The 20,750-nt window shown below is 28.6% G+C and carries 15 protein-coding genes; 9 read left to right on the forward strand and 6 right to left on the reverse strand.

Annotation, left to right across the window (positions count from 1 at the left end):
• Nucleotides 1-24 precede the first annotated feature (24 nt).
• Nucleotides 25-978 carry a helix-turn-helix domain-containing protein gene (locus tag J5A73_RS01545; protein WP_211616014.1) on the reverse strand — a complete coding sequence of 318 codons (954 nt, stop codon included), beginning with the start codon at nt 976-978 and terminating at the stop codon, nt 25-27.
• Between the two features lie 271 nt (nt 979-1,249).
• Between J5A73_RS01545 and J5A73_RS01550 the strand changes: the two genes are divergently transcribed.
• The 9 genes from J5A73_RS01550 to J5A73_RS01590 all read left to right on the forward strand — a co-directional run bounded on the left by J5A73_RS01550 (nt 1,250) and on the right by J5A73_RS01590 (nt 14,683).
• Complete coding sequence (locus J5A73_RS01550) at nt 1,250-2,920, forward strand: S16 family serine protease (protein ID WP_211616016.1); 1,671 nt, start codon at nt 1,250-1,252, stop codon at nt 2,918-2,920.
• A gap of 228 nt (nt 2,921-3,148) precedes the next feature.
• The gene (cysD, locus tag J5A73_RS01555; RefSeq protein WP_094079957.1) at nt 3,149-4,051 is read left to right on the forward strand and encodes a sulfate adenylyltransferase subunit CysD; all 903 of its coding nucleotides are present in this window, start codon (nt 3,149-3,151) and stop codon (nt 4,049-4,051) included.
• Entirely contained in the window at nt 4,051-5,739 is a 1,689-nt protein-coding gene (locus J5A73_RS01560) for a sulfate adenylyltransferase subunit 1 (protein ID WP_211616018.1), read from the forward strand. The genes cysD and J5A73_RS01560 overlap by 1 nt, the downstream gene beginning before the upstream one ends.
• A 19-nt stretch (nt 5,740-5,758) precedes the next feature.
• Nucleotides 5,759-6,793, forward strand: a complete 1,035-nt coding sequence (locus tag J5A73_RS01565; RefSeq protein ID WP_211616020.1) for a sulfate ABC transporter substrate-binding protein — start codon at nt 5,759-5,761, stop codon at nt 6,791-6,793.
• 43 nt (nt 6,794-6,836) lie between these two features.
• Nucleotides 6,837-7,700 carry a sulfate ABC transporter permease subunit CysT gene (gene cysT, locus J5A73_RS01570; RefSeq protein ID WP_211616022.1) on the forward strand — a complete coding sequence of 288 codons (864 nt, stop codon included), beginning with the start codon at nt 6,837-6,839 and terminating at the stop codon, nt 7,698-7,700.
• A gap of 103 nt (nt 7,701-7,803) precedes the next feature.
• On the forward strand, nt 7,804-8,640 hold the full coding sequence (locus J5A73_RS01575; RefSeq protein ID WP_249069332.1) for a sulfate ABC transporter permease: 837 nt from the start codon (nt 7,804-7,806) through the stop codon (nt 8,638-8,640).
• 278 nt (nt 8,641-8,918) lie between these two features.
• Nucleotides 8,919-12,488 carry a pyruvate:ferredoxin (flavodoxin) oxidoreductase gene (nifJ, locus tag J5A73_RS01580; RefSeq protein WP_211616026.1) on the forward strand — a complete coding sequence of 1,190 codons (3,570 nt, stop codon included), beginning with the start codon at nt 8,919-8,921 and terminating at the stop codon, nt 12,486-12,488.
• 197 nt (nt 12,489-12,685) lie between these two features.
• Nucleotides 12,686-13,228 carry a type II secretion system protein gene (locus J5A73_RS01585; RefSeq protein WP_211616028.1) on the forward strand — a complete coding sequence of 181 codons (543 nt, stop codon included), beginning with the start codon at nt 12,686-12,688 and terminating at the stop codon, nt 13,226-13,228.
• On the forward strand, nt 13,229-14,683 hold the full coding sequence (locus tag J5A73_RS01590) for a ComEC/Rec2 family competence protein (RefSeq protein WP_211616030.1): 1,455 nt from the start codon (nt 13,229-13,231) through the stop codon (nt 14,681-14,683).
• A 78-nt stretch (nt 14,684-14,761) separates the two neighbouring features.
• Here J5A73_RS01590 and J5A73_RS01595 read toward each other — a convergent pair whose 3' ends face one another.
• The 5 genes from J5A73_RS01595 to J5A73_RS01615 form a co-directional block, all read right to left on the reverse strand.
• The gene (locus tag J5A73_RS01595) at nt 14,762-16,417 is read right to left on the reverse strand and encodes an SH3 domain-containing protein (protein ID WP_211616032.1); all 1,656 of its coding nucleotides are present in this window, start codon (nt 16,415-16,417) and stop codon (nt 14,762-14,764) included.
• A gap of 33 nt (nt 16,418-16,450) precedes the next feature.
• A complete protein-coding gene (locus J5A73_RS01600; RefSeq protein WP_249069334.1) occupies nt 16,451-18,082 on the reverse strand; it encodes a L,D-transpeptidase family protein in 1,632 nt (543 codons plus the stop codon).
• Between the two features lie 201 nt (nt 18,083-18,283).
• Complete coding sequence (locus J5A73_RS01605; protein ID WP_211616034.1) at nt 18,284-19,312, reverse strand: site-specific integrase; 1,029 nt, start codon at nt 19,310-19,312, stop codon at nt 18,284-18,286.
• Nucleotides 19,313-19,436: 124 nt separating this feature from the next.
• The gene (locus tag J5A73_RS01610; protein ID WP_211616036.1) at nt 19,437-20,321 is read right to left on the reverse strand and encodes a hypothetical protein; all 885 of its coding nucleotides are present in this window, start codon (nt 20,319-20,321) and stop codon (nt 19,437-19,439) included.
• A gap of 73 nt (nt 20,322-20,394) precedes the next feature.
• Nucleotides 20,395-20,742, reverse strand: coding sequence for a GIY-YIG nuclease family protein (locus tag J5A73_RS01615; RefSeq protein WP_211616039.1), 348 nt, complete (start codon nt 20,740-20,742; stop codon nt 20,395-20,397).
• Nucleotides 20,743-20,750: the final 8 nt, after the last annotated feature.

Here is a 20,750-nt window from a genome sequence, read left to right on the forward strand (position 1 = left end):
TATTATTTTTTTTAAATTTTTATTCTAAAAATTATTTTCTCTAGCTTTTCTTCGTTTCAAGAATTTTGAATTAATGTACTCAGAATATTCGGCAATTTCTCCGATAATTTGATTTTTTTCTTCTTCGGTCATATCTTCGTAATTAATTTGAAAAGAAATTATTTTTTTGTTATTTGAGATTTCCTTTAAGTTTAAAAATTTAACTAGACTGTCATTTTCTGAAGCTGAATCAATTTTGTTGTCACAGTTCAAAAAATTATCGAATTCTTTTAGCACATCTTTGCCAGGTTTTATTTTATCATTTTCCCATTCAAAATATAAATTTATTTTGTTAAAATCTTCATTTGTCAAATTTTTAATTTCAGATTTTAAAATTTCGCTAGATTTTTCCAATTTTTTTATTAGCGATAACACTGGCTTTCTTTCTTTTTCTAAATTGAAATTTTCAATTCGATATTTGTATAATCTGTCACCAAAAGTTAATGAAATATTTGGTGCAATAGATTTTATGTCAGTTTCATAAAAATGTGCACAAAGAATAATAAATTTGTTTGGAATTTTTTCCAAATTATTTTCCCATCTCAAAATATTTATTAATTCAACTTTTTTGTTGAAATCCTCATTATTTTTATTATTTTTTAAAAATTTATAAAAAATTTCGTTGTAAAAATCTTCTCTTGAAAGACCTTTAAATTTTCTTAAATTTTTTAACTTACCTCCTAAAGTGTCATTATAATTTGAATCTTTCCATCCCATCAGATATTGTGGGGAAACTTTATATAACTCAGCTAATTTTTTTAAGTTATTTATTGGAATATTTGTAATTTCAGCAGATTCATAGCGTGAAATTGTCATTTGAGAAAGATCCAATTCATGAGCAACTGTCTTTAAATTAAAAGAATTGTAATTTCTTAATTTTTTTAATCTGATAGCTCTGTCACTCTCTTCTTTTATAACTTTTGAATTTTTTTTCAACATTGTACAACCTCCTTTGTTACAAAGAATTTTAGCGATTATCTATTTTATCTTACTTATGATTATATAACAATTTGTTTAATTTTCAAAACTTTTTTAACTTTTTAAGAAAAAAATTGCAAATAAATTTTATTTTTTAGAAAAAATCCTTGACATTTTTCTAAAATATGGTAAAATATTATCGTAAAAAGTTAAAAAATAACTTTTTAAGATAAAAAAACACAATTATGCGATATACAAAGTTTAAAAAATTTAAATTACAGGAGTGAAAATTATGTCTATCATTGGAGATTTAAATGAAGAAACAGAAACAGAAAAAGAAGCAGAAGAAATAAAAAGAAAAATTGCAGAAATTGAAAGTTTGAATACTACAGAAGAAAATAAAAAAAAGTTAAAAGAGTATGTAATAGGTTACTCTAAAGATAAAAAAACAGATGAGGCGTATTATAAAAGAGTAAAAGACTGTCTTAATTACGCTGAAAAACTTGATTGGAAAAAAAATTTAAAAAAAGAAAAAATAAATATTTCTAAAATACGGGAATTTCTAAATAAAAGTCATTACGGAATGGAAAAAGTGAAAGAAACTATTTTAGAAAATTTGGCATTGCGACATTACATGGGAAAATCTAATAAAAAAATACCGATTATAATCTGTTTAGCTGGTTCTGCTGGAGTCGGGAAAACTTCGATTGTTGAAGCAATTGCCAAAGGTCTGGGGAAAAAATTTGAGAAAGTTTCTTTGAGTGGTATAAGTACAGCATTTGAATTAACAGGTCTTACAAAAAGTTATTCTGGATCAGCTCCTGGAAGAATTATAAAAACTTTGGCTAAGTGTGGTTGTGATGATCCTTTGATTTTGTTAGATGAAATTGATAAAACTAATAAAAAAAATGGAGATGGAGATATTGAAGGAGTTTTGCTTGAAATTTTAGATCCAGATCAAAATAAAAGGTTTAGAGATGAATTTTTAGAACTTGAATATGATTTGTCAAATGTAATGTTTGTTGCGACAGCAAACGATTTAAGTAGAATTTCAGCGCCATTAAAAAGCCGTATGGAAATTATTTGTTTGGAAGATTACAATTTAAATCAAAAAGTTGAAATTGCAAAAAAATATTTAGTTCCTAGTATAAATAAGAATATTGGTTCAAAATTATCTTTTAGCGACGATATTTTGAGATATGTGATACAAAATTATACAAATGAAGCTGGAGTCAGAAAATTAAAGACAATTTTGTTGAAAATTTATGGAAAAATTGCAAAAGATGCGATGGAAAAGAAAAAAATACCAGAAATAACATTAAAAAATATTGACTCATTCATTAGTGCTGATAAAATACCAGAAATTTCTCTAAAATTAGACACAAAAGAAGAAAAAATTGGAAAAGTACTAGGAATGGGTGTAACTCCACTTGGAGGAAAAATTTTACCAATTCAAACGGCTATTATGCCAGGAAATGGAAAAATTATAGTAACAGGAAATCTTTCGGAAGTAATGAAAGAAGGCATAAATGTGGCAGTCACATATTTGCGAACAAAAACTGAAGAGTTTCACTTAAAAAATCCTAATTTTTACAAGGAAAACGACATACATGTCCATTTTAGTGAAAATGCTATTCCAAAAGACGGTCCTTCTGCTGGAATTACCATTGTGACATCAATACTTTCAGCATTAAATAAAGTTAAGATAAAGCAAGATGTAGCTTTTACAGGAGAAATTACAATTCTGGGAGAAGTGTTGCCAGTGGGTGGAGTTGACCAGAAAATTGAAGGTGCATATAAATTGGGAATAAAAAAATTTTTTATTCCAAAAGAAAACGAAAATTATATAAAAAAATTGGATAAAAATATTTTAGACAAAATAAAAATAGAACTTGTAGACGATTATGAACAAATCTATTCAAAACTTTTTATGTCAGAAGAAAATAAAAAAAGAATATTTTAAATAATTTTATAAAAAAAATCAGCTTTGTGCTGGTTTTTTATTTTTTTAAAAGTACTTTGTTAATCAAAGTAAAATTATCTTTAATATATTTGTATATACAATTGATTGTGAAAATATTATATGAGATAATAAATTATAAAAATAAAAACAAAAATTATTTATTTATAATAAATAAAAAAGAAAAAGAAAAAAAGAAAATAAAAAAAATAAAGAAAAGGAGAGTAAAATATGAAAGAATTATCTCATTTAGATGAATTAGAAGCAGAAGCGATATATATCATAAGAGAAGTAGCAGCGGAATGTGAAAATCCAGTTATGCTTTACTCAATTGGAAAAGACAGTTCTGTTATGCTGCATTTGGCGATGAAGGCATTTTATCCAGAAAAACCGCCATTTCCGTTTTTACATGTGAACACGACTTGGAAATTTCGAGAGATGATAGAATTTAGAGATAGAAGAGCGAAAGAATTGGGGATTGAGATGCTTGAATACATTAATCCTGAAGGAGTTGAAAAAAATATCAATCCTTTTGACCACGGTTCGTCTTTTACGGACATAATGAAAACACAGGCGTTAAAACAGGCACTTAATAAATATGGATTTACTGCCGCATTTGGTGGTGGAAGAAGAGATGAAGAAAAAAGTCGTGCAAAAGAGAGAATTTTTTCATTTAGAAATTCAAATCAGGCTTGGGATCCAAAAAATCAAAGACCTGAGATGTGGAAACTTTATAATACGGAAATAAATAAAGGGGAAAGTATCCGTGTTTTTCCAATTTCAAATTGGACTGAAAAAGATATTTGGGAATACATAAAAAGAGAAAATATACCAATAGTTTCGCTTTATTCAGCAAAGGAAAGACCTGTTGTAAAAAGAGGATCAAATTTAATTATGGTGGATGACGAGCGAATGAGATTAAATGACGGAGAAGTTCCTGAAATGAAAATGGTGAGATTTAGAACGCTTGGAGATTACCCGCTTTCAGGTGCTGTTGAATCAAATGCCGTAACTTTGGAAGAAATAATAGATGAAACATTAAGTTCGGTAGAATCAGAGCGTACAAGCCGTGTCATTGACAGCGATAACGGTGCTGGAAGTATGGAAAAAAGAAAAAGAGAGGGGTATTTTTAATGGCAAAATTATTAAAATTTATAACTTGCGGAAGTGTGGATGACGGGAAGTCCACTTTAATTGGAAATATTTTATACAACTCCAAATTACTTTATGCGGATCAGGAAGAAGCGCTTATTTTAGATAGTAAAGTTGGTTCAAGAGGCGGTGCAATTGATTATTCATTGCTTTTAGATGGACTTATTGCAGAAAGAGAGCAAGGGATAACGATAGATGTGGCATATCGTTATTTTACAACAGACAAGAGAAGTTTTATCGTGGCAGACACTCCTGGTCATGAGGAATATACTAGAAATATGGCTGTTGGAGCATCTTTTGCACAAGTTGCAATTTTACTTTTAGATGTCACAAAAGGAGTTTTAATTCAAACTAGAAGACACGCAAGAATTTGTTCTTTAGTTGGAATTAAATATTTTGTTTTTGCGGTAAATAAAATGGATTTGGCAAATTATAGCAAAGAAAAGTTTGACGAAATTGTGGCGCAGATTGATGAACTTGCAAGAGAGCTTAATTTAGAAAATATTAAAATTATACCTGTGAGTGCAACTGAAGGGGATAATGTTACAACAAAATCCAAAAATATGGAATGGTACAAAGGTGAGAGTGTTCTTGAATATTTGGAAACAGTCGATGTTACAAGTGAAGATAAAGATTTATCTTTTTATGTGCCAATTCAAAGAGTTTGTCGACCGAATCATGAATTTAGAGGATTTCAAGGGCAAATTGAGAGCGGTGAAGTGAAAGTTGGACAAACTGTAACTGTGCTGCCAAGTAATGAAACTGCCGTTGTAAAATCAATTTTAAATGGAGATAAAATCGTAGATAGCGCTTTTGTAGGACAAGCGGTAACTATTCAGCTGGATAGGGAAGTGGATGTGAGCCGTGGTTCGGTTATAACTGACAATAATGAACTTTTTGCAGCAAAAAATATAAGTGCAACATTGCTTTGGATGGACGATGATAAATTGACAATTGGAAAAGAGTATTTGGCAAAAATTGGAACTAAAAAAATTCCTGCAATAATTAAAAAAGTGGAATACCAAATTGATGTAAATACTGGAGAAAAGATAAAAACAAATTCGATAACTAAAAATGAAATTGCACTTTGTGAAATAGAGTTTTCAGATAAAGTGATAGTTGATAAATTTAAGAAAAATAAGGTTTTGGGAGAACTTATCTTAATTGATAGATTATCACATCAGACGGCTGCTGCTGGGGTTGTAGAAAATGTGAAAATTAGCGAAGAAATACCGTATTTTCAAAAAGATGACATAGTTATAAAAAATGGTTATATTTTTGAAGAAATGTATTTTGATTTAAAAAACGCAAGACTTTTTAAATCTGAAGAAAATAAGAAAACTTATTTCGTAGATGACAAAATTACTGGAAAAGGGGACAGTTTTGAGTATCCAGAATATTTTGACATTATTTCAGTTGAAGATGGCGCAGCAGTGCTTGTGAGAAATTATAAAATTTTTGATATAATTAAACTTTCTGATTATCATTACACAGGACTTCCACTTGTTGATACGGGAGGATGTGCACTAAATATTAATAAAAAACAAGATATGCAAGACTTTTTAGAAGACTGGCAAAAAAATAAAAATATTTCTGAAATTCATAATAAATGGGCGAAATTTGAAACTTATAGAAGAGTTGTGAGCGCTGATTACTCTTATGTGATATAGTTGCAAAAAGGGGGAAAAAATGGGAATAAAAAGTTTTAAAATACCAATAATACTTATTTTTGCAGTAATAATTTTATATACAATTGGAATTGTAAGACAAAATTCAAAAATTAAAAATAAAAATTCTCAAATAGAAATTACAAATGTTTCATACGATCCAACTCGTGAATTATACGAAAAATATAATAAGGAATTTTCAAAATATTATAAAAAGGCATATGGAAAAGATGTAAGAATTGTGCAGTCTCACGGTGGCTCGGGTTCTCAAGCTCGTTCTGTAATTGAAGGGCTTGATGCGGATGTTGTAACTTTGGCGCTAGAAAATGATGTTTCGCTTTTGGAAAAAGTTGATTTATTAGGAAAAAACTGGATAAATAATTTTCCAGGAAATTCTTCGCCATATACTTCGACAATTGTGTTTCTCGTTAGACGGAAAAATCCTAAAAATATAAAAGATTGGGAAGATTTGACTAAAAATGGAGTAAAAGTGATAACTCCAGATCCAAAAAGCAGTGGAGGGGCCTGTTGGAATTTTTTAGCGGCTTGGTCTTATGGAATGAAAAAATTTGGAAATAATGAGAATAAAATCAGTGAATTTGTGAAAAAAATTTATAAAAATGTAGCGGTTATGGATTCTGGGGCTAGAGCTGCAACTACTACTTTTGTGGAAAATGGACAAGGAGATGTGCTTATTTCTTGGGAAAATGAAGCACTTACAACAATGAAGGAATATCCAAATGATTTTGAGATTATTTATCCGACTGTGAGTATTTTAGCTCAGCCGACGGTTGCTGTAGTGGATAAGATTGCAAAGAAAAATGGAAATTTTCAAATTAGCCAAAAATATTTGGAGTATTTGTATTCGGATAAAGCTCAAAATATTATAGCACAAAGCGGATATAGACCGTATAATAAAGAAATACTTGAGAAATATAAGGATAAATTTAATTTGAATGTGAAACTAACAACAATAAAAGATTTTGGTGGATGGAAAAAAGTTTATGAGAAATTTTTTGAGGAAGGTAAAATTTTTGACAAAATTATGGAAAATTAAAATATAGGTTAAAATATAGAATAGAATAGAAAGGAAGTGGAAGATGTTATTAAAATTAAAGAAAAGTTTTTTTGCAAAAAAAAGTGCCAAAGCGACAATTCCTGGATTTAATTTATCGCTTGGAATAACGCTTACGATGCTTTCAGTTTTGGTCTTGATTCCGCTTGTTTCAATACTGATTTATTCGTTTAAATTGTCGCCGAGTCAATTTTGGAAGTTAATTTCGCAAAAATCAGTTGTTTATGCTTTATTTACAAGTATTTCGCTTTCTTTTTTAGCAGCGGTTGTAAACTGCATTTTTGGCTTAATTTTAGCTTGGGTTCTTGTAAAATATGAATTTTTTGGAAAAAAATTTTTAGATGGACTTCTAGAGCTTCCTTTTGCACTTCCAACAGCTGTTGCAGGAATAACTCTTGCAAAAATGTATTCGGATACGGGAATGGTTGGAAAATATTTTGCAAAATTCGGAATAAAGATTTCGTACACTCATACAGGAATTATTATAGCTTTGATATTTGTTGGAATTCCTTTTGTTGTGAGAAGTGTTCAACCAATTTTGAAAAAACTGGACGGTCAATATGAAGAAGCCGCATATATTTTGGGTGCAAATAAAACTACGACTTTTTTTAAAGTGATTTTTCCTGAGATAAAACCTGCGCTTCTCACAGGATTTGGATTGGCTTTTTCAAGAGGAATTGGCGAGTATGGAAGTGTAATTTATATTTCTGGAAACAGTTTTAAAGAACATACGCAAGTTATTTCATATGTAATTATGCAAAAATTAAATTATGTGGATTATCCATCAGCAACGGCAATAGCTTTACTTATGTTAGTAATTTCTTTTGTTTTGCTGTTTTTAATAAATATGGTGCAGATGAAACAATTTAAAAGAACAAATAATATTTAAAAAGTAAAAAGTAAAAAGTAAAAAATAGAGAAAAAGAAAAAAAGAAATTATGTTTATTTGCATAAACATATTTGCATTTAAAAAATAAAAAATGGAGAAAATAATGATGAAAAAAGAAAATAATATAATAAAATATGTTCTTATCACAATAAGTTTTTTATTTGTATTTACAATGCTTTTGCTGCCACTCGCTTCAATAATTCTAAATTCACTTCAAAAAGGCTGGAAGTTTTATTTTAGCAGCATAACGGATAAAAATGTCTTATCAGCATTAAAAGTTACAATAATTGCTACAGTTTCGGCAGTTTTGATAAATACTGTTTTTGGAGTGACAGTTGCGTGGCTAATAACAAAATTTTCTTTTCGTGGAAAAAATATTCTTGCGACAGTAATTGACATTCCTTTTTCAATTTCTCCCGTAATAGCGGGACTTGCCTTTATTATGACTTTTGGTCGAATGGGCTGGGCGAATGCGATTATTGAAAAAATAAATCAATTTTTTGTCCTGGATATAAAAATTGTATTTGCAATCCCAGGAGTAATTCTTGCTACAATCTTTGTCACATTTCCGTTTATTGCAAGAGAAATTATTCCGATTTTGAATGCACAAGGAAAAGCTGAAGAAGAAGCAGCAGCGTTGATGGGAGCAAGTGGATTTACAATTTTTAGAAAAATAACTTTTCCGCAGATAAAATGGGGGCTTTTTTACGGAATAATACTTTGTACAGCAAGAGCTTTAGGAGAATTTGGTGCGGTAAATGCTTTGTCAAAAGCGAGAGGGAAAACATTTACATTGCCGCTTGAAATTGATGCGCTTTATTTATCTGGAACATCAGATGCGATAACTTCAGCGTTTGCAGTATCATCAATACTTGTTTTAGTTTCAATAGTTATTCTTATAATAAAAAATATTGTGGAACATAAATCAGAAAAAATTTAAAAATTTTGACAAAAAAACTAATTGACAAAAATAGTTTAAAAAATATATAATAATACTTGACAACTAAGAAAAAAGGTATTAGAATTTATATTAGTAGTTGTTAAAAATCAAATCATTTTTATATAATTATTTTTTCTAAAAATATATATTTGAAGATAAAATTTAATAAAATTGTGGATAATTTATTAAATTGTGTAATAAAAAATACATATTTAATTATAAAATGTATTTGATAAAATCATAGGAAATCTATGAAATTTTAATTTTTGGAGGGAAAAATGGCTAAAGAAATGAAAACAATGGATGGAAATATGGCTGCGGCACATGTGGCATACGCATTTACTGAAGTAGCAGGAATCTATCCAATTACGCCGTCATCAACTATGTCTGAAGTAATTGACCAATGGGCGGCATATGGACAAAAAAATATATTTGGAAAACCAGTTAAAGTTGTGGAAATGCAATCAGAAGCAGGAGCTGCGGGAATGGTTCATGGTTCACTTCAAGCGGGAGCGCTAACTACGACTTTTACTGCATCACAAGGCTTACTTTTAAAATTGCCTAATATGTATAAAATTGCAGGAGAATTGTTGCCAGGAGTTATGCATGTGGCAGCTCGTTCACTATCTTCTCATGCACTTTCAATATTTGGAGATCACCAAGATATTTATTCAGCAAGAATGACTGGATGGGCGATGTTTGCGACAAGTTCTGTGCAAGAAGTTATGGATTTAGCGGCAGTAGCGCATCTTTCGGCACTAAAATCTAAAGTTCCAACATTACATTTTTTTGATGGATTTAGAACTTCTCACGAAATTAACAAAGTGGAAGTTATGGATTATAAATTTTTAGAAAGTTTGATTGATCAAGATGCATTGCGTGAATTTAGACAAAAAGCATTAAATCCAGAAAATCCTGTAACTCGTGGAACAGCACAAAATGATGATATTTATTTTCAGGCAAAAGAAGCTCAAAATAAATACTATGAAGCAGTACCTGACATAATAAATGACTATATGCAAAAGATAAGTGAATATACTGGAAGAAAATACGCACCATTTGTTTATTATGGTTCAGAAAATGCTGAAAGAGTAATAATTGCAATGGGATCAGTAAATGAAACAATAAAAGAAGTAGTAGATTATTTGAATGCAAAAGGAGAAAATGTAGGAGTTTTAAATGTACACTTATATAGACCTTTTTCAAGCAAATATTTCTTTGAAGCAATGCCAAAATCAGTTAAAAAAATTGCAGTTTTAGATAGAACAAAAGAGCAAGGTGCAGTTGGAGAACCTTTATATACAGATGTTAAAGCGCTTTATTACGGAAAAGAAAATGCACCTGAAATCGTTGGTGGAAGATATGGTCTTTCTTCAAAAGATACAACACCTGAACAAATTGTTGCAGTTTATAAAAACTTGGCACAAAAAGAAATCAAAAATAACTTTACAATTGGAATTATTGATGATGTGACTTTTACTTCATTAGCTTTAGAAGATGAAATTTTTACAGGAAATGAAGATGTAAAAGAATGTTTATTTTATGGACTAGGTTCAGATGGAACAGTTGGAGCTAATAAAAATTCAATTAAAATTATTGGAGATAAAACAAATTTGTATGCACAAGGATATTTTGCATATGACTCTAAAAAAGCGGGAGGAGTTACTCGTTCTCACTTAAGATTTAGTAAAGATCCAATTCGTTCGACATATTTGGTAACTAGACCAAACTTTGTTGCTTGTTCTGTGGCTGCATATCTTGGAAAATATGATATGATTTCAGGACTAAAAGAAGGTGGAACATTCTTATTAAATACAATTTGGGATAAAGAAAAATTGGTGGAACATTTATCAAATGAAGTTAAAAGAGCGTTAGCACTTAAAAAAGCTAAATTTTATATCATAAATGCGACAAAATTGGCAAAAGAAATTGGCTTGGGAAATAGAACAAATACAATTATGCAATCGGCATTTTTCAATTTAGCAAATGTAATTCCTTATGAAGAAGCTAAAGAGTATATGAAAGAATATGCTAAAAAAAGTTATGGAAGAAAAGGTGACGACATAGTTCAGAAAAACTGGAATGCGATTGACAAAGGAACAGATGGACTGGAAGAAGTTGAAGTGCTACCAGAATGGGCAAATTTAGAAGTTGATGAAAAAATCATAGATGAAGCAAAACCAGAGTTTATAAAAAGAATTGTTGACCCAATTAATTTGATGAAAGGTAATGATTTATCAGTATCAGCAATCATTGAAAATGGAATGGTTGATGGAACTTTCCAAAGTGGAACAGCTAACTATGAAAAAAGAGGGGTTGCTTCAGAAGTTCCTGAATGGCAGCCAGATATGTGTATACAATGTAATCAATGTGCATATGTTTGTCCACACGCTGTAATTAGACCATTTTTAATAGATGAAGAAGAAATGTCTAAAGCACCAGAAGGAATGCCTACACTTAAAGCAATGGGTCGTGGAATGAATGATTTGAAATTTAAAATTCAAGTATCGACTCTTGACTGTACAGGATGTAGCGTCTGTGTAGATGTCTGTCCTGCACCAAAAGGAAAAGCAATTGTTATGAAACCTATTGAATCACAAATTGAAAAAAATGAAGTTGAATATACAGATTATTTATTTAATAATGTTTCATACAAAGATAAACTTTTAGGTAAAAATACTGTAAAAGGTTCACAATTTGCAAAACCATTATTTGAATTTTCTGGAGCATGTGCAGGTTGTGGAGAAACTCCTTATATAAAATTAGTAACTCAGTTATTTGGTGAAAGAATGATGGTTGCGAATGCGACAGGATGTTCTTCAATTTATGGAGCTTCAGTTCCTTCGACACCTTATACAACAGCTGAAAGTGGATGTGGTCCAGCTTGGGCTTCATCATTATTTGAAGATAACGCAGAATACGGATTTGGAATGTATCACGCAAATGATACAATTAGACAAAGAATTTTGGGAAATATGAAAGAAATTAAAGAAAAAGTTTCACCAGAATTGGCAGAAACATTTAATAATTTTATCGAAAATTTTGATAATGGAGATAAAACAATTGAAATTAGAGATGAATTGGTAAAATTACTTGAAAAAGAAAGTAAATCTGCAGCTGATGCCGAAGTTAAAGCAAAAATTGATGATATGATAGCATTAAAACAATATTTAGTTAAAAAATCAATTTGGATCTTTGGTGGAGATGGATGGGCTTATGATATCGGATTTGGTGGACTTGACCATGTTCTTGCTTCAGGAGAAGATGTGAATATTTTAGTACTTGATACAGAAGTTTATTCAAATACAGGAGGACAAGCGTCTAAATCATCAAGAACTGGTTCAGTTGAAAAATTTGCAGCCTCTGGAAAACCATCTAAGAAAAAAGACTTGGCAGCTATGCTTATGACATATGGAAATATTTATGTTGCTAAAATTTCAATGGGAGCAAACCAAAATCAAGCATTAAAAGCAATAAGAGAAGCTGAAAATTACAAAGGACCTTCAATAATTATAGCATATTCACCTTGTATCGAACACGGAATTAAAACAGGTATGGGTAAAGCTATGTCAGAAGAAAAATTAGCTACAGAAGTTGGATATTGGCCAATATTCAGATTCGATCCGCAATTGGTTGAAAAAGGTAAAAATCCATTGCAACTAGATTCAAGAAGTCCAGCTTGGGACAAATATGAGGAATTTTTATTGGGTGAAAGAAGATATGCAACACTTGCAAAAGAATTCCCAGAAAAAGCAAAAGTATTACTTGAAGCTAATATGAGTGATTCAAGAGCAACTTGGAATTATTACAGAAGATTAGCATCAATTGACTATTCAGTAGAAGAATAATAAAAAAAATAATAATATAAAAAACTATCTTAGAAATTTAAATTTTTGAGATAGTTTTTTTTATAATAAAAATAAATTAAAAATTAATTAATTATATATTGATTTTTATTAATTTTTATTGTATAATAAAACCAAAGGGAGAGAAAAATAAAAAAATAAAAAAATTAAGAAAGAAAAGGAAAAGGGGACGGTTAAATATGAACGAGAATAAATCAAACGGATTTACTCTTGTTGAGGTTTTATTATACATTTCAATTATAGCTATTTTATTTTTAGCTATCTCAAATAATTTACAAAAACAAAAACAGCTCCAAGAATTTGCAATCCAAAAGCGAAATATAAGTGGTTTTGTCCGTAAGATTCAGCAATATGCACAATACAATAAAAAAGTTTATACGCTAGATTTTAAAATATCTGAAAAAATGGCATATTTTTTAGATAATGTCAAAGGAAAAAAAGAGATAATTGATAAATTAAAAATTTCGGATAATTTGTCTTATATGACAAATAATTCCAATAAAAATGCTGATTTTTTGAGAAATACTACAAATGAAGGCAATTTTGAAAAAGGATTTTCAATTTATCTTTTGGATAAAAAAGGTGAAAAAATTTATTACAGAATTTCTACAAATACAATAAATGCAGCAAAATATCCAATTATAAGCATTTATCGTGCAAAAACTCCAATAAATTTGAACGAAGATTATTTGAAAGCAAGTTTATGGGAAGAAGAAATTTAAATGGAGAAAAGAGATTTTGATAAAATTAAATTTAAAAAAGTAGAAATTCAAAAAAATACAAAAATACAAAAAAATAGTTCGCTTGAAGAATATGATTTACAAATGAAAATATTGCAAGAAAAAGAAAAGAAAAAAATTGAATTACAAAAAAGACTTCAAAAAGAAAAAGAAAATTTTTTAAAATTTTTCAACAAAAAAATTGGAATTGAAGAGATAAAAAATAATTTTAAAATTATTATTTTATTTTTAGTTAGCGTTATAATTTTTATTTTTTATCTTAATTTTGTAACTTTTAAAGGAAATTTAAAAGGTGAAAAAATTCTTTATGTAAAAATGGACGGAAGCCGTGGAAGCATTTTGAAAATAGATAATAAATATTTAAAAAATCAGGCATCCATAAAAAATACAAAAAATTTTGAATATGGAACTTATTTGATAAAATTTGATGTAAAAAGAATTACGACAAAAAATAATTATACAACTTTTGATGGAAAAATAATTGGCTGGAAGGAATCGAAGCTAAATGTTTTTAGAAAATATATTTTAAATATTTTTGATAATTTATTTTTGACTGAAGAAAATCTTTATGCATTTTCCAAAGCAGCAATTTTGGGAGAAAAATCTGAAGTTTCAAAAGATATGAAAGATAAATTCAAATATACAGGACTTGCACATTTAATTGTAATTTCTGGGACACATATTTCTCTTGTAATTATTGGAATTGTCAAACTTTTGGATATTATTTCGCTGCCATATCGTCCAAAATATATTTTTTCTCTAATTATTTTGACATTTTATTGTGCATTGATAGGATTTTCTCCTGGAATTTTAAGAGCTTATATCATGGGTGCGATGATGATTTTAGCAAGAATTTTATTTGAGAAAGAAGAGAGTAAAAAATCACTTTTAATATCGTTTGTTGTAAATGTTGTGCTAAATCCTTATTCGATTTTTGATATTTCAATGCAGCTTTCTTATATGGCTGTAATTGCTATTATTTTTGTATATCCGCCAATAAAAAAATTTTTAGAAAAGTCAATTTTTTCTAAAATAAAAAATGAAATTTTAAGAAATACTGTTGATTTAATGTTTTTAAGTTTGGTAATTCAATTTACGAGTATTCCTTTGTTTTTATATTATTTTCAAAAATTGCCATTATTTTCTTTTTTATTAAATATAATTGGTGTACCAATTGGAACAATTGTGATTCAAATTTTATTTTTTATAATGCTTTTAAATATTTTAAAAATAACATTTTTAAATTCAATTTTAGTCTTAATTTCAAAAATTATTTTTGGTGCATTTGAAGGATTTATTTATGCTGGAAGTAAAATTCCGTTGCTTCAAATTGGAGTTTCACAAAAATTTTCGATTTTATTTGTTTTTAGTTTTTATATAATTTTGTTTATTTTAGTTTTTAAAATTATTCCGTTTTTTACATTTGATAAAAAATAGTAAAAAAATAATAAAAAAAAAGAAAATATCTAATTTTTAAGATATTCTCTTTTTTATTTTAAAAATTTAAATATAATTTTATTTAACTAACATCACAGTTGGTTTACTTGGAGTTCTAAGTCCATTTTTATCATTAGGAGTCGAATTTCCTAACCAATCGTAAATAAATTTGATTTGGTCGTCGTAATGTCTTATACATTTATGTGATTCTGGATAAGTTCCAATTTTTGCAGCTGTAGCTTTTTTTCTTTGTTCCCTTGTATTTTTTGGCTCAAATAGTGAAGGGATACTGTGCATATATCCGCCACCGCTAAATCTTACAGCATTTTTAGCATCTCCTACCACAGCTTTGTTATCAGAACCAGTATATTGCATAACAGGTTTTGAATAAGCGATTAAGAATGTTCCGTACGGTGTTGCAAAAGAACTTCCGCTGTCTTTTCCAGTTGTCACAAATGATGAAGTTACAACATTCCAGTTGTTTCCAGATTTTTCAATGACCATTTCATTTTGGCTGCTTCTGTCAACATAGATAAATCTTTCGATTTCTTTTGTTATTCCAGAATCTTTTAACATTTTTCGTGTTGAAGGTTTTATGTAGTAAGTTCCTTCGTCGAAAGCGTCTATTTTAACTTTTGTGTATTTGTCATTGTCTTCTTCAATTGTCATAATTGTTCTATCAGGTATATTTATTGCCTCTTTAAAACTTGAATTGGCGTAAGCTGGTTCACTTTGATTCGCTCTATTCCCAAATTTATCACGATTTCCGCCACTGCTTCCACCTAATGGAACATAGTCATCTAGGACATAAATTTTTTTATTTTTTGCAAGTGCGTCTCTGATAAAAGCGTTTGTTTTATCGACTTTGTTCATCATATCGTGCCAGTCAAATTCTCTTTTTTCAGCGACAGATTTTGAAATATACCCAAGTTGACCGTCAAAAAATACTTCGTACCAGTCGCCTTTTCCATCGCCATTACCTTTAACAACTCCGACAACTTTAAATTTATTTCCATATTTTGCTTCTTTTATAACTTTTGCATTTGCATTTGGCTCTTTTCTAATATTTGAATTACTTTTGATAAAGACAAACTCATCCATATCTTTTGGAGAATTTTTGTCATAAGCATAATTAAAAGTCAGATTTTTTGGTCTTTCTTTCAAATAATAAGTCGAATAACTGTAAGGTCCTTTTATTGAATTTGAATCTTTAATTTGAACTTTTTTATCATCTTTTTTATCATCTTTTTTATTATCTTTTTTATTATCTTTTTTGTCTTGAGTGTCAGGAGTTATCACAGAATCTTGTGCTTTTTTAATATTATCCAAATTTTCTTTATTTTTATTATTTTTATTTATTTCATCTTGTGGATTTTTTTTAGTATTTTGTTTTTTTGGATATTCAGCTATATAACTTTTTGTAAAATTGTCAAATTCTTTTTCAAAATCTTCTTTTTTTATTGTTTTTTCGATTTTTTCACCTTTTGTATATTTTCCATCTTGCTTTGATACAAATGGTGTAAATGTCATTTTAACACTGTCTCCAGATTGCATATATTCAACTTCTATTTTATCTTTAACTCCGTCTCCATCTAAGTCAGGTTCAAGAATTACTTTTTTCCAATCATTTTTTTCATTTTTTGGCGTACTTTTAGAAGCTGAAAAAGCATTTATCGAAAACATTGAAATCAAAGCCAATGCTAGAATAAACAATTTTATTTTTTTTATTTTCATAATTTTTCTCCTTATTTTTCTCCATTTTTTATTTTATAAAACTATTGCAACAACAGGTTCTTCAGGAATCGTATTATCTCCATCTTTTATTTTACTTCCCGCATTTACCCAGTCGACAATAAATCCAACTTGGTCATCAAAATGTCTGACGCATTTATGTGATTCCTTATAAGTTCCAATTTTTGCAGCTGTTTCAGTTAGAGCAGTTTCACCTTTAAAATGAGTATTTACAGGTATTCCGTGTAAATATCCGCCGCCGCTGAATCTCACAGCAAATTTAGCGACTCCTCCAATCGTTAAATCAGGTCTTCCAGAAAGCGGTGTGTCTCCAGGTCTAGCTTTTCTTGTAAATGGCATATATCCTCTTGTAAAAGCAATTAAAAATGCTCCATGAGGTGTTTCATACGAACCGCTGCCATCTTTTCCGGTTGTAACAAATGAATAAGAGACAACTTTAAATTTATTTGTTTGTGGATCTCGTTCAAAAAGCATTTCAGCTTGGCTACTTGGATCAATAGCAATAAATTTATTGACAGCTCCATTTATATTTTCAACTTTTTTATAATTATTTTCATTTTTTGGAATGTAGTAAGGTCCGCCATAAAATGGTGTCTGTATTTTTATCATACCTTTTTCTTCCCCTAAAATTCTAAATAAAGATTGGTCTGGAATATTTATAATTTCTCCTTTTTTGTCAGGACTTGTATAAGCTACAATACTTTGATTATTTTTATTTCCAAATTTATCTTTTTTACTTGGTACATCATGTGTAAGTGGTGCATATTCTGTGATTATGTTAATATTTTCCCCTGAATCTATAGCATCTTGGATAAATTTATTGACATTTTCTATTTTTGTAAGAACTTTATCCCAGTAAAATCCTCTTTTTATCACATTATTTCCAGTATCTACGATAAATCCTTTGAAAGTTTCAGGCTTTACTTTAGATTTACTTTCTTTGATATGGTTTACATTTGTACTTCCTTTTTTTGTAAATTCAGTGTAATATAATTTTTGTGGATTCGCAGTTGATGTCATTTCAAACAGAAGTTTTGGCTTTTCACTGTAACTAAGCGTTGTAATTTTATTTCCATTTGGTGCATCAAGCATATTTGAAGAACTTTTTATAAATAAAAAATTATCCAAATCTTTTGGTGAATGTTTGTCAAATTTTAATTTGTCAAATGATATTTCAGAATTTCTGTTATCGTCATAGATCATAATATATCTAGTTTCATTTGGCGCTATATTTTTAGAATATTCACCGTAATATTCTTTGACTTTATCAAGCATTTTAGACATTTCGTCCAAATTCAGAATATTTATTGCTTTGTCAAAAGTTATTTGATAAGTCAACAAATCTTTCCCATTTTGATTAGTATAAATAGAAACAACTGCATCTAGGAAATTATTTTCGTCTTTATAACTGACTACAACTTTTTCATCAGTTCCATCGTTGTTAAAATCGTAGTTAAAAGTTTCATTTTCATAACCACTTGCAGCAGCATCTTGAGTAAATTCCTTAGGTAAATTAATATTTTGACTTGCGATAGAAGTCATTCCAAAAAATGTATTCAATAAAGCAAAAATACCTATTTTTATTTTTTTTGACCTGTTTTTTTTCTTTATTTTTTTCTTCAAAACCTTTTTAAAATTATTTTTCAAATTGTATTCCCCCTTCTAAAATTTTTTCTTCATTGTTTTCTCCTATTTTATAAATTATAATTAATTTTTAACATCTATATTATACTAAATTTTTAAACATTTGTGAACCAATTTTGTAAAAAGAAATCAGTATATATATCAAAAGTCCTAAATGTCAGGGATTTTTTTTACAGTTTGTTACATATCTGTTGCTTATAGATTTTAATTTATCTTTTCTATTTCCGCTCTTATTTTTTCAATATTTGTATGTATATATTTTTTAGTCATATCCATATTAGTGTGTCCTATTATTTCGGTTATTGCGCTTTCATTATTTGATACACTACTTATTAATGTAGCAAAAGTATGTCTTGTGTCGTGTATGGTGTGCTCCATTCCAAGAATTTCCATTATTTTCATGAACCCAAATTTTCTAAAATTATTGTAGTCATAATGATTTGTTTCCCCTTTGTTAGGTATGAGATATTCTGTTTTATTGTCCATCCTTTTTATAATTAAAGGGAGTATCTTAGGGTGTATTGGGATAATACGATTTTTCCCAGCTTCAGTCTTGCTTCCACCAGTGATTATATTCTGCCCCAAATCAACATTTACTTTCTTAAGTTTTAATAATTCATTTATTCTCATTCCTGTGTAAATTAAAATCAGTATCGTGTCAGCATAGTCAATCCTATCTACATTCGTCCACAGCAATGCTATTTCTTCATCTGTAAATACTTTTCGTTTTATTTTGGCTCTGTGTTTTGGTAATTTTATAAACTGGCTGTAGTCTTTTGCTATTATGTCCATCTCCATCGCATCCTTAAAAAGCATTCCTATGAAAGTTTTTACAAGTTTTAAACTTCCAGTAGACAGGTGACCTAAACTATCTATAAAATTTTGAAGTTCTAATGTTCTTAAGTCTTTAATTTTTTTATTGTATAAAGGTTTCAAATAATTACACCAAACTTTATATGTTTTTAGAGTAGATTCTGTAATCGTACCCCTTCTATTTTTCATGAATCTATCTAAAACTTCTTTAAGTGTAACATCATTTAGACTAATATTATAAGGATTATCATTAAAATCCGCTAAAGCTTTCATAGCTTCGGTTCGTGTCCTGTAGTACCCCAAAACTTTCATTAATTGTTTGCCATTTACATCAAAACCAGTTGTAATCCTAACCATATAAGGTCTTCTTCTTTTCCCGCTTAATTTTGATATGCTGCCATACCCATTCGGATTTCTCATAAAAAAATCACACTCCTTGTATTGAATTTTTAAGGTTTGTGTGATATACTTTTACTGGTGTTTGTGAGTATATCACATTACTTAGCCCCTATTGCCGTAGGGGTTATTTTTATATTTTAAGTTTTTAAAGTAATAAATCTTCAGCATTAATTTTATTTATAGCAGTACCCATAAGAGCGTTTTTTAATACATTTTTAGTTTCATAAGCATCGGAATTTAAAATTAAATCATCAATAGTTAATTTATTATTAACAATAGCTTTGACAAGATCATAATAATATAAAAGTTCTTGGTGGGCTGTTGGATCTAAACTTTTACCTTGAATAATATTTTTCCCTACCTCACTCACTTCAATGAGTTTATTAGAAATCAAATACTCTATCAGATTATAAAAATCATTGTTTAAATCAAAATATACTATTGGATTTTCATATTTTGATTTAAGTATAGCATCTAAAATATACTTATGGTAATCACTACTAACTTTAAGTTGAAGTCCAGCCACTAATCCTGATTGTAAAGTATTTTTATTTGGAATAAGTGCATAGTTTTCATTTTTATCAATCCAAATAATATCTCGTTGGGGATCAGAAGGATTATATTTTTGAAAAAAATTTTTTTTGGTACTTAATAATCCTGTTCCTATTGCTGTAAAATTTCTAACAGTTTTTTTATTAGCTCGTTTTAGACGCGCTTTTGAAAACCAAATACGATTTAAATATTCATTGTTATTACAATTTCTAACAACAATAGCTTCAGCTATTTTACCTAGGATTTGCATTACAGAAATAAAAGGGTTTTTATTTAGAATGTAACTAAAAACAAATTTGTTTTCTTGCCATTTTATAAAACCTAACTCACTTAGTAAAATATCAAATAATTTTTGTCCAGTATATAAATTTATAATTGGGATGCTTCCTTTACCTTGTTTAAAATCTAAAAAATCTTGTTTCTGAATAATCTCGCCGTTAGAATTTTCTATTCCTATAATTAATTTGTTATTTCTCATATCTTATTTTATAATTTCCTTTCATTTTCTTTGTTGTGATTATTACATTGAAAAATATTAATTATAAAATATATTAATCATACAAATCATCTTCATACTCAATTACGTATTCATCAGAACTAACCGATGTTGTTTGCTTATATTCTTTAGCAAGCATAGTTTTGTTGAAGACTGCTGTTGGATCTAATTCGTTTACTAATTCTTCTAATTCATCTACTGTACTGTAAAAAAATTCCTTTCTTAAATTCACTTTATTTACTCTTTTGTCATTCAATCGTTTGTGTAATGTTTTTTCTAATTCTATTGCATTTTCAGAGAATATAAAGCTGTAAACATCAATTTTGAAAGGAACTGAAGCACTTTCTAGTTCGTTTACTCTTTCCTGTGGATCTAACCTTCTTGTCATGACGATTTTGAACATTTTATTTC

The sequence above is a fragment of the Leptotrichia sp. oral taxon 218 genome (genome assembly GCF_018128225.1).
Taxonomy (GTDB): domain Bacteria; phylum Fusobacteriota; class Fusobacteriia; order Fusobacteriales; family Leptotrichiaceae; genus Leptotrichia.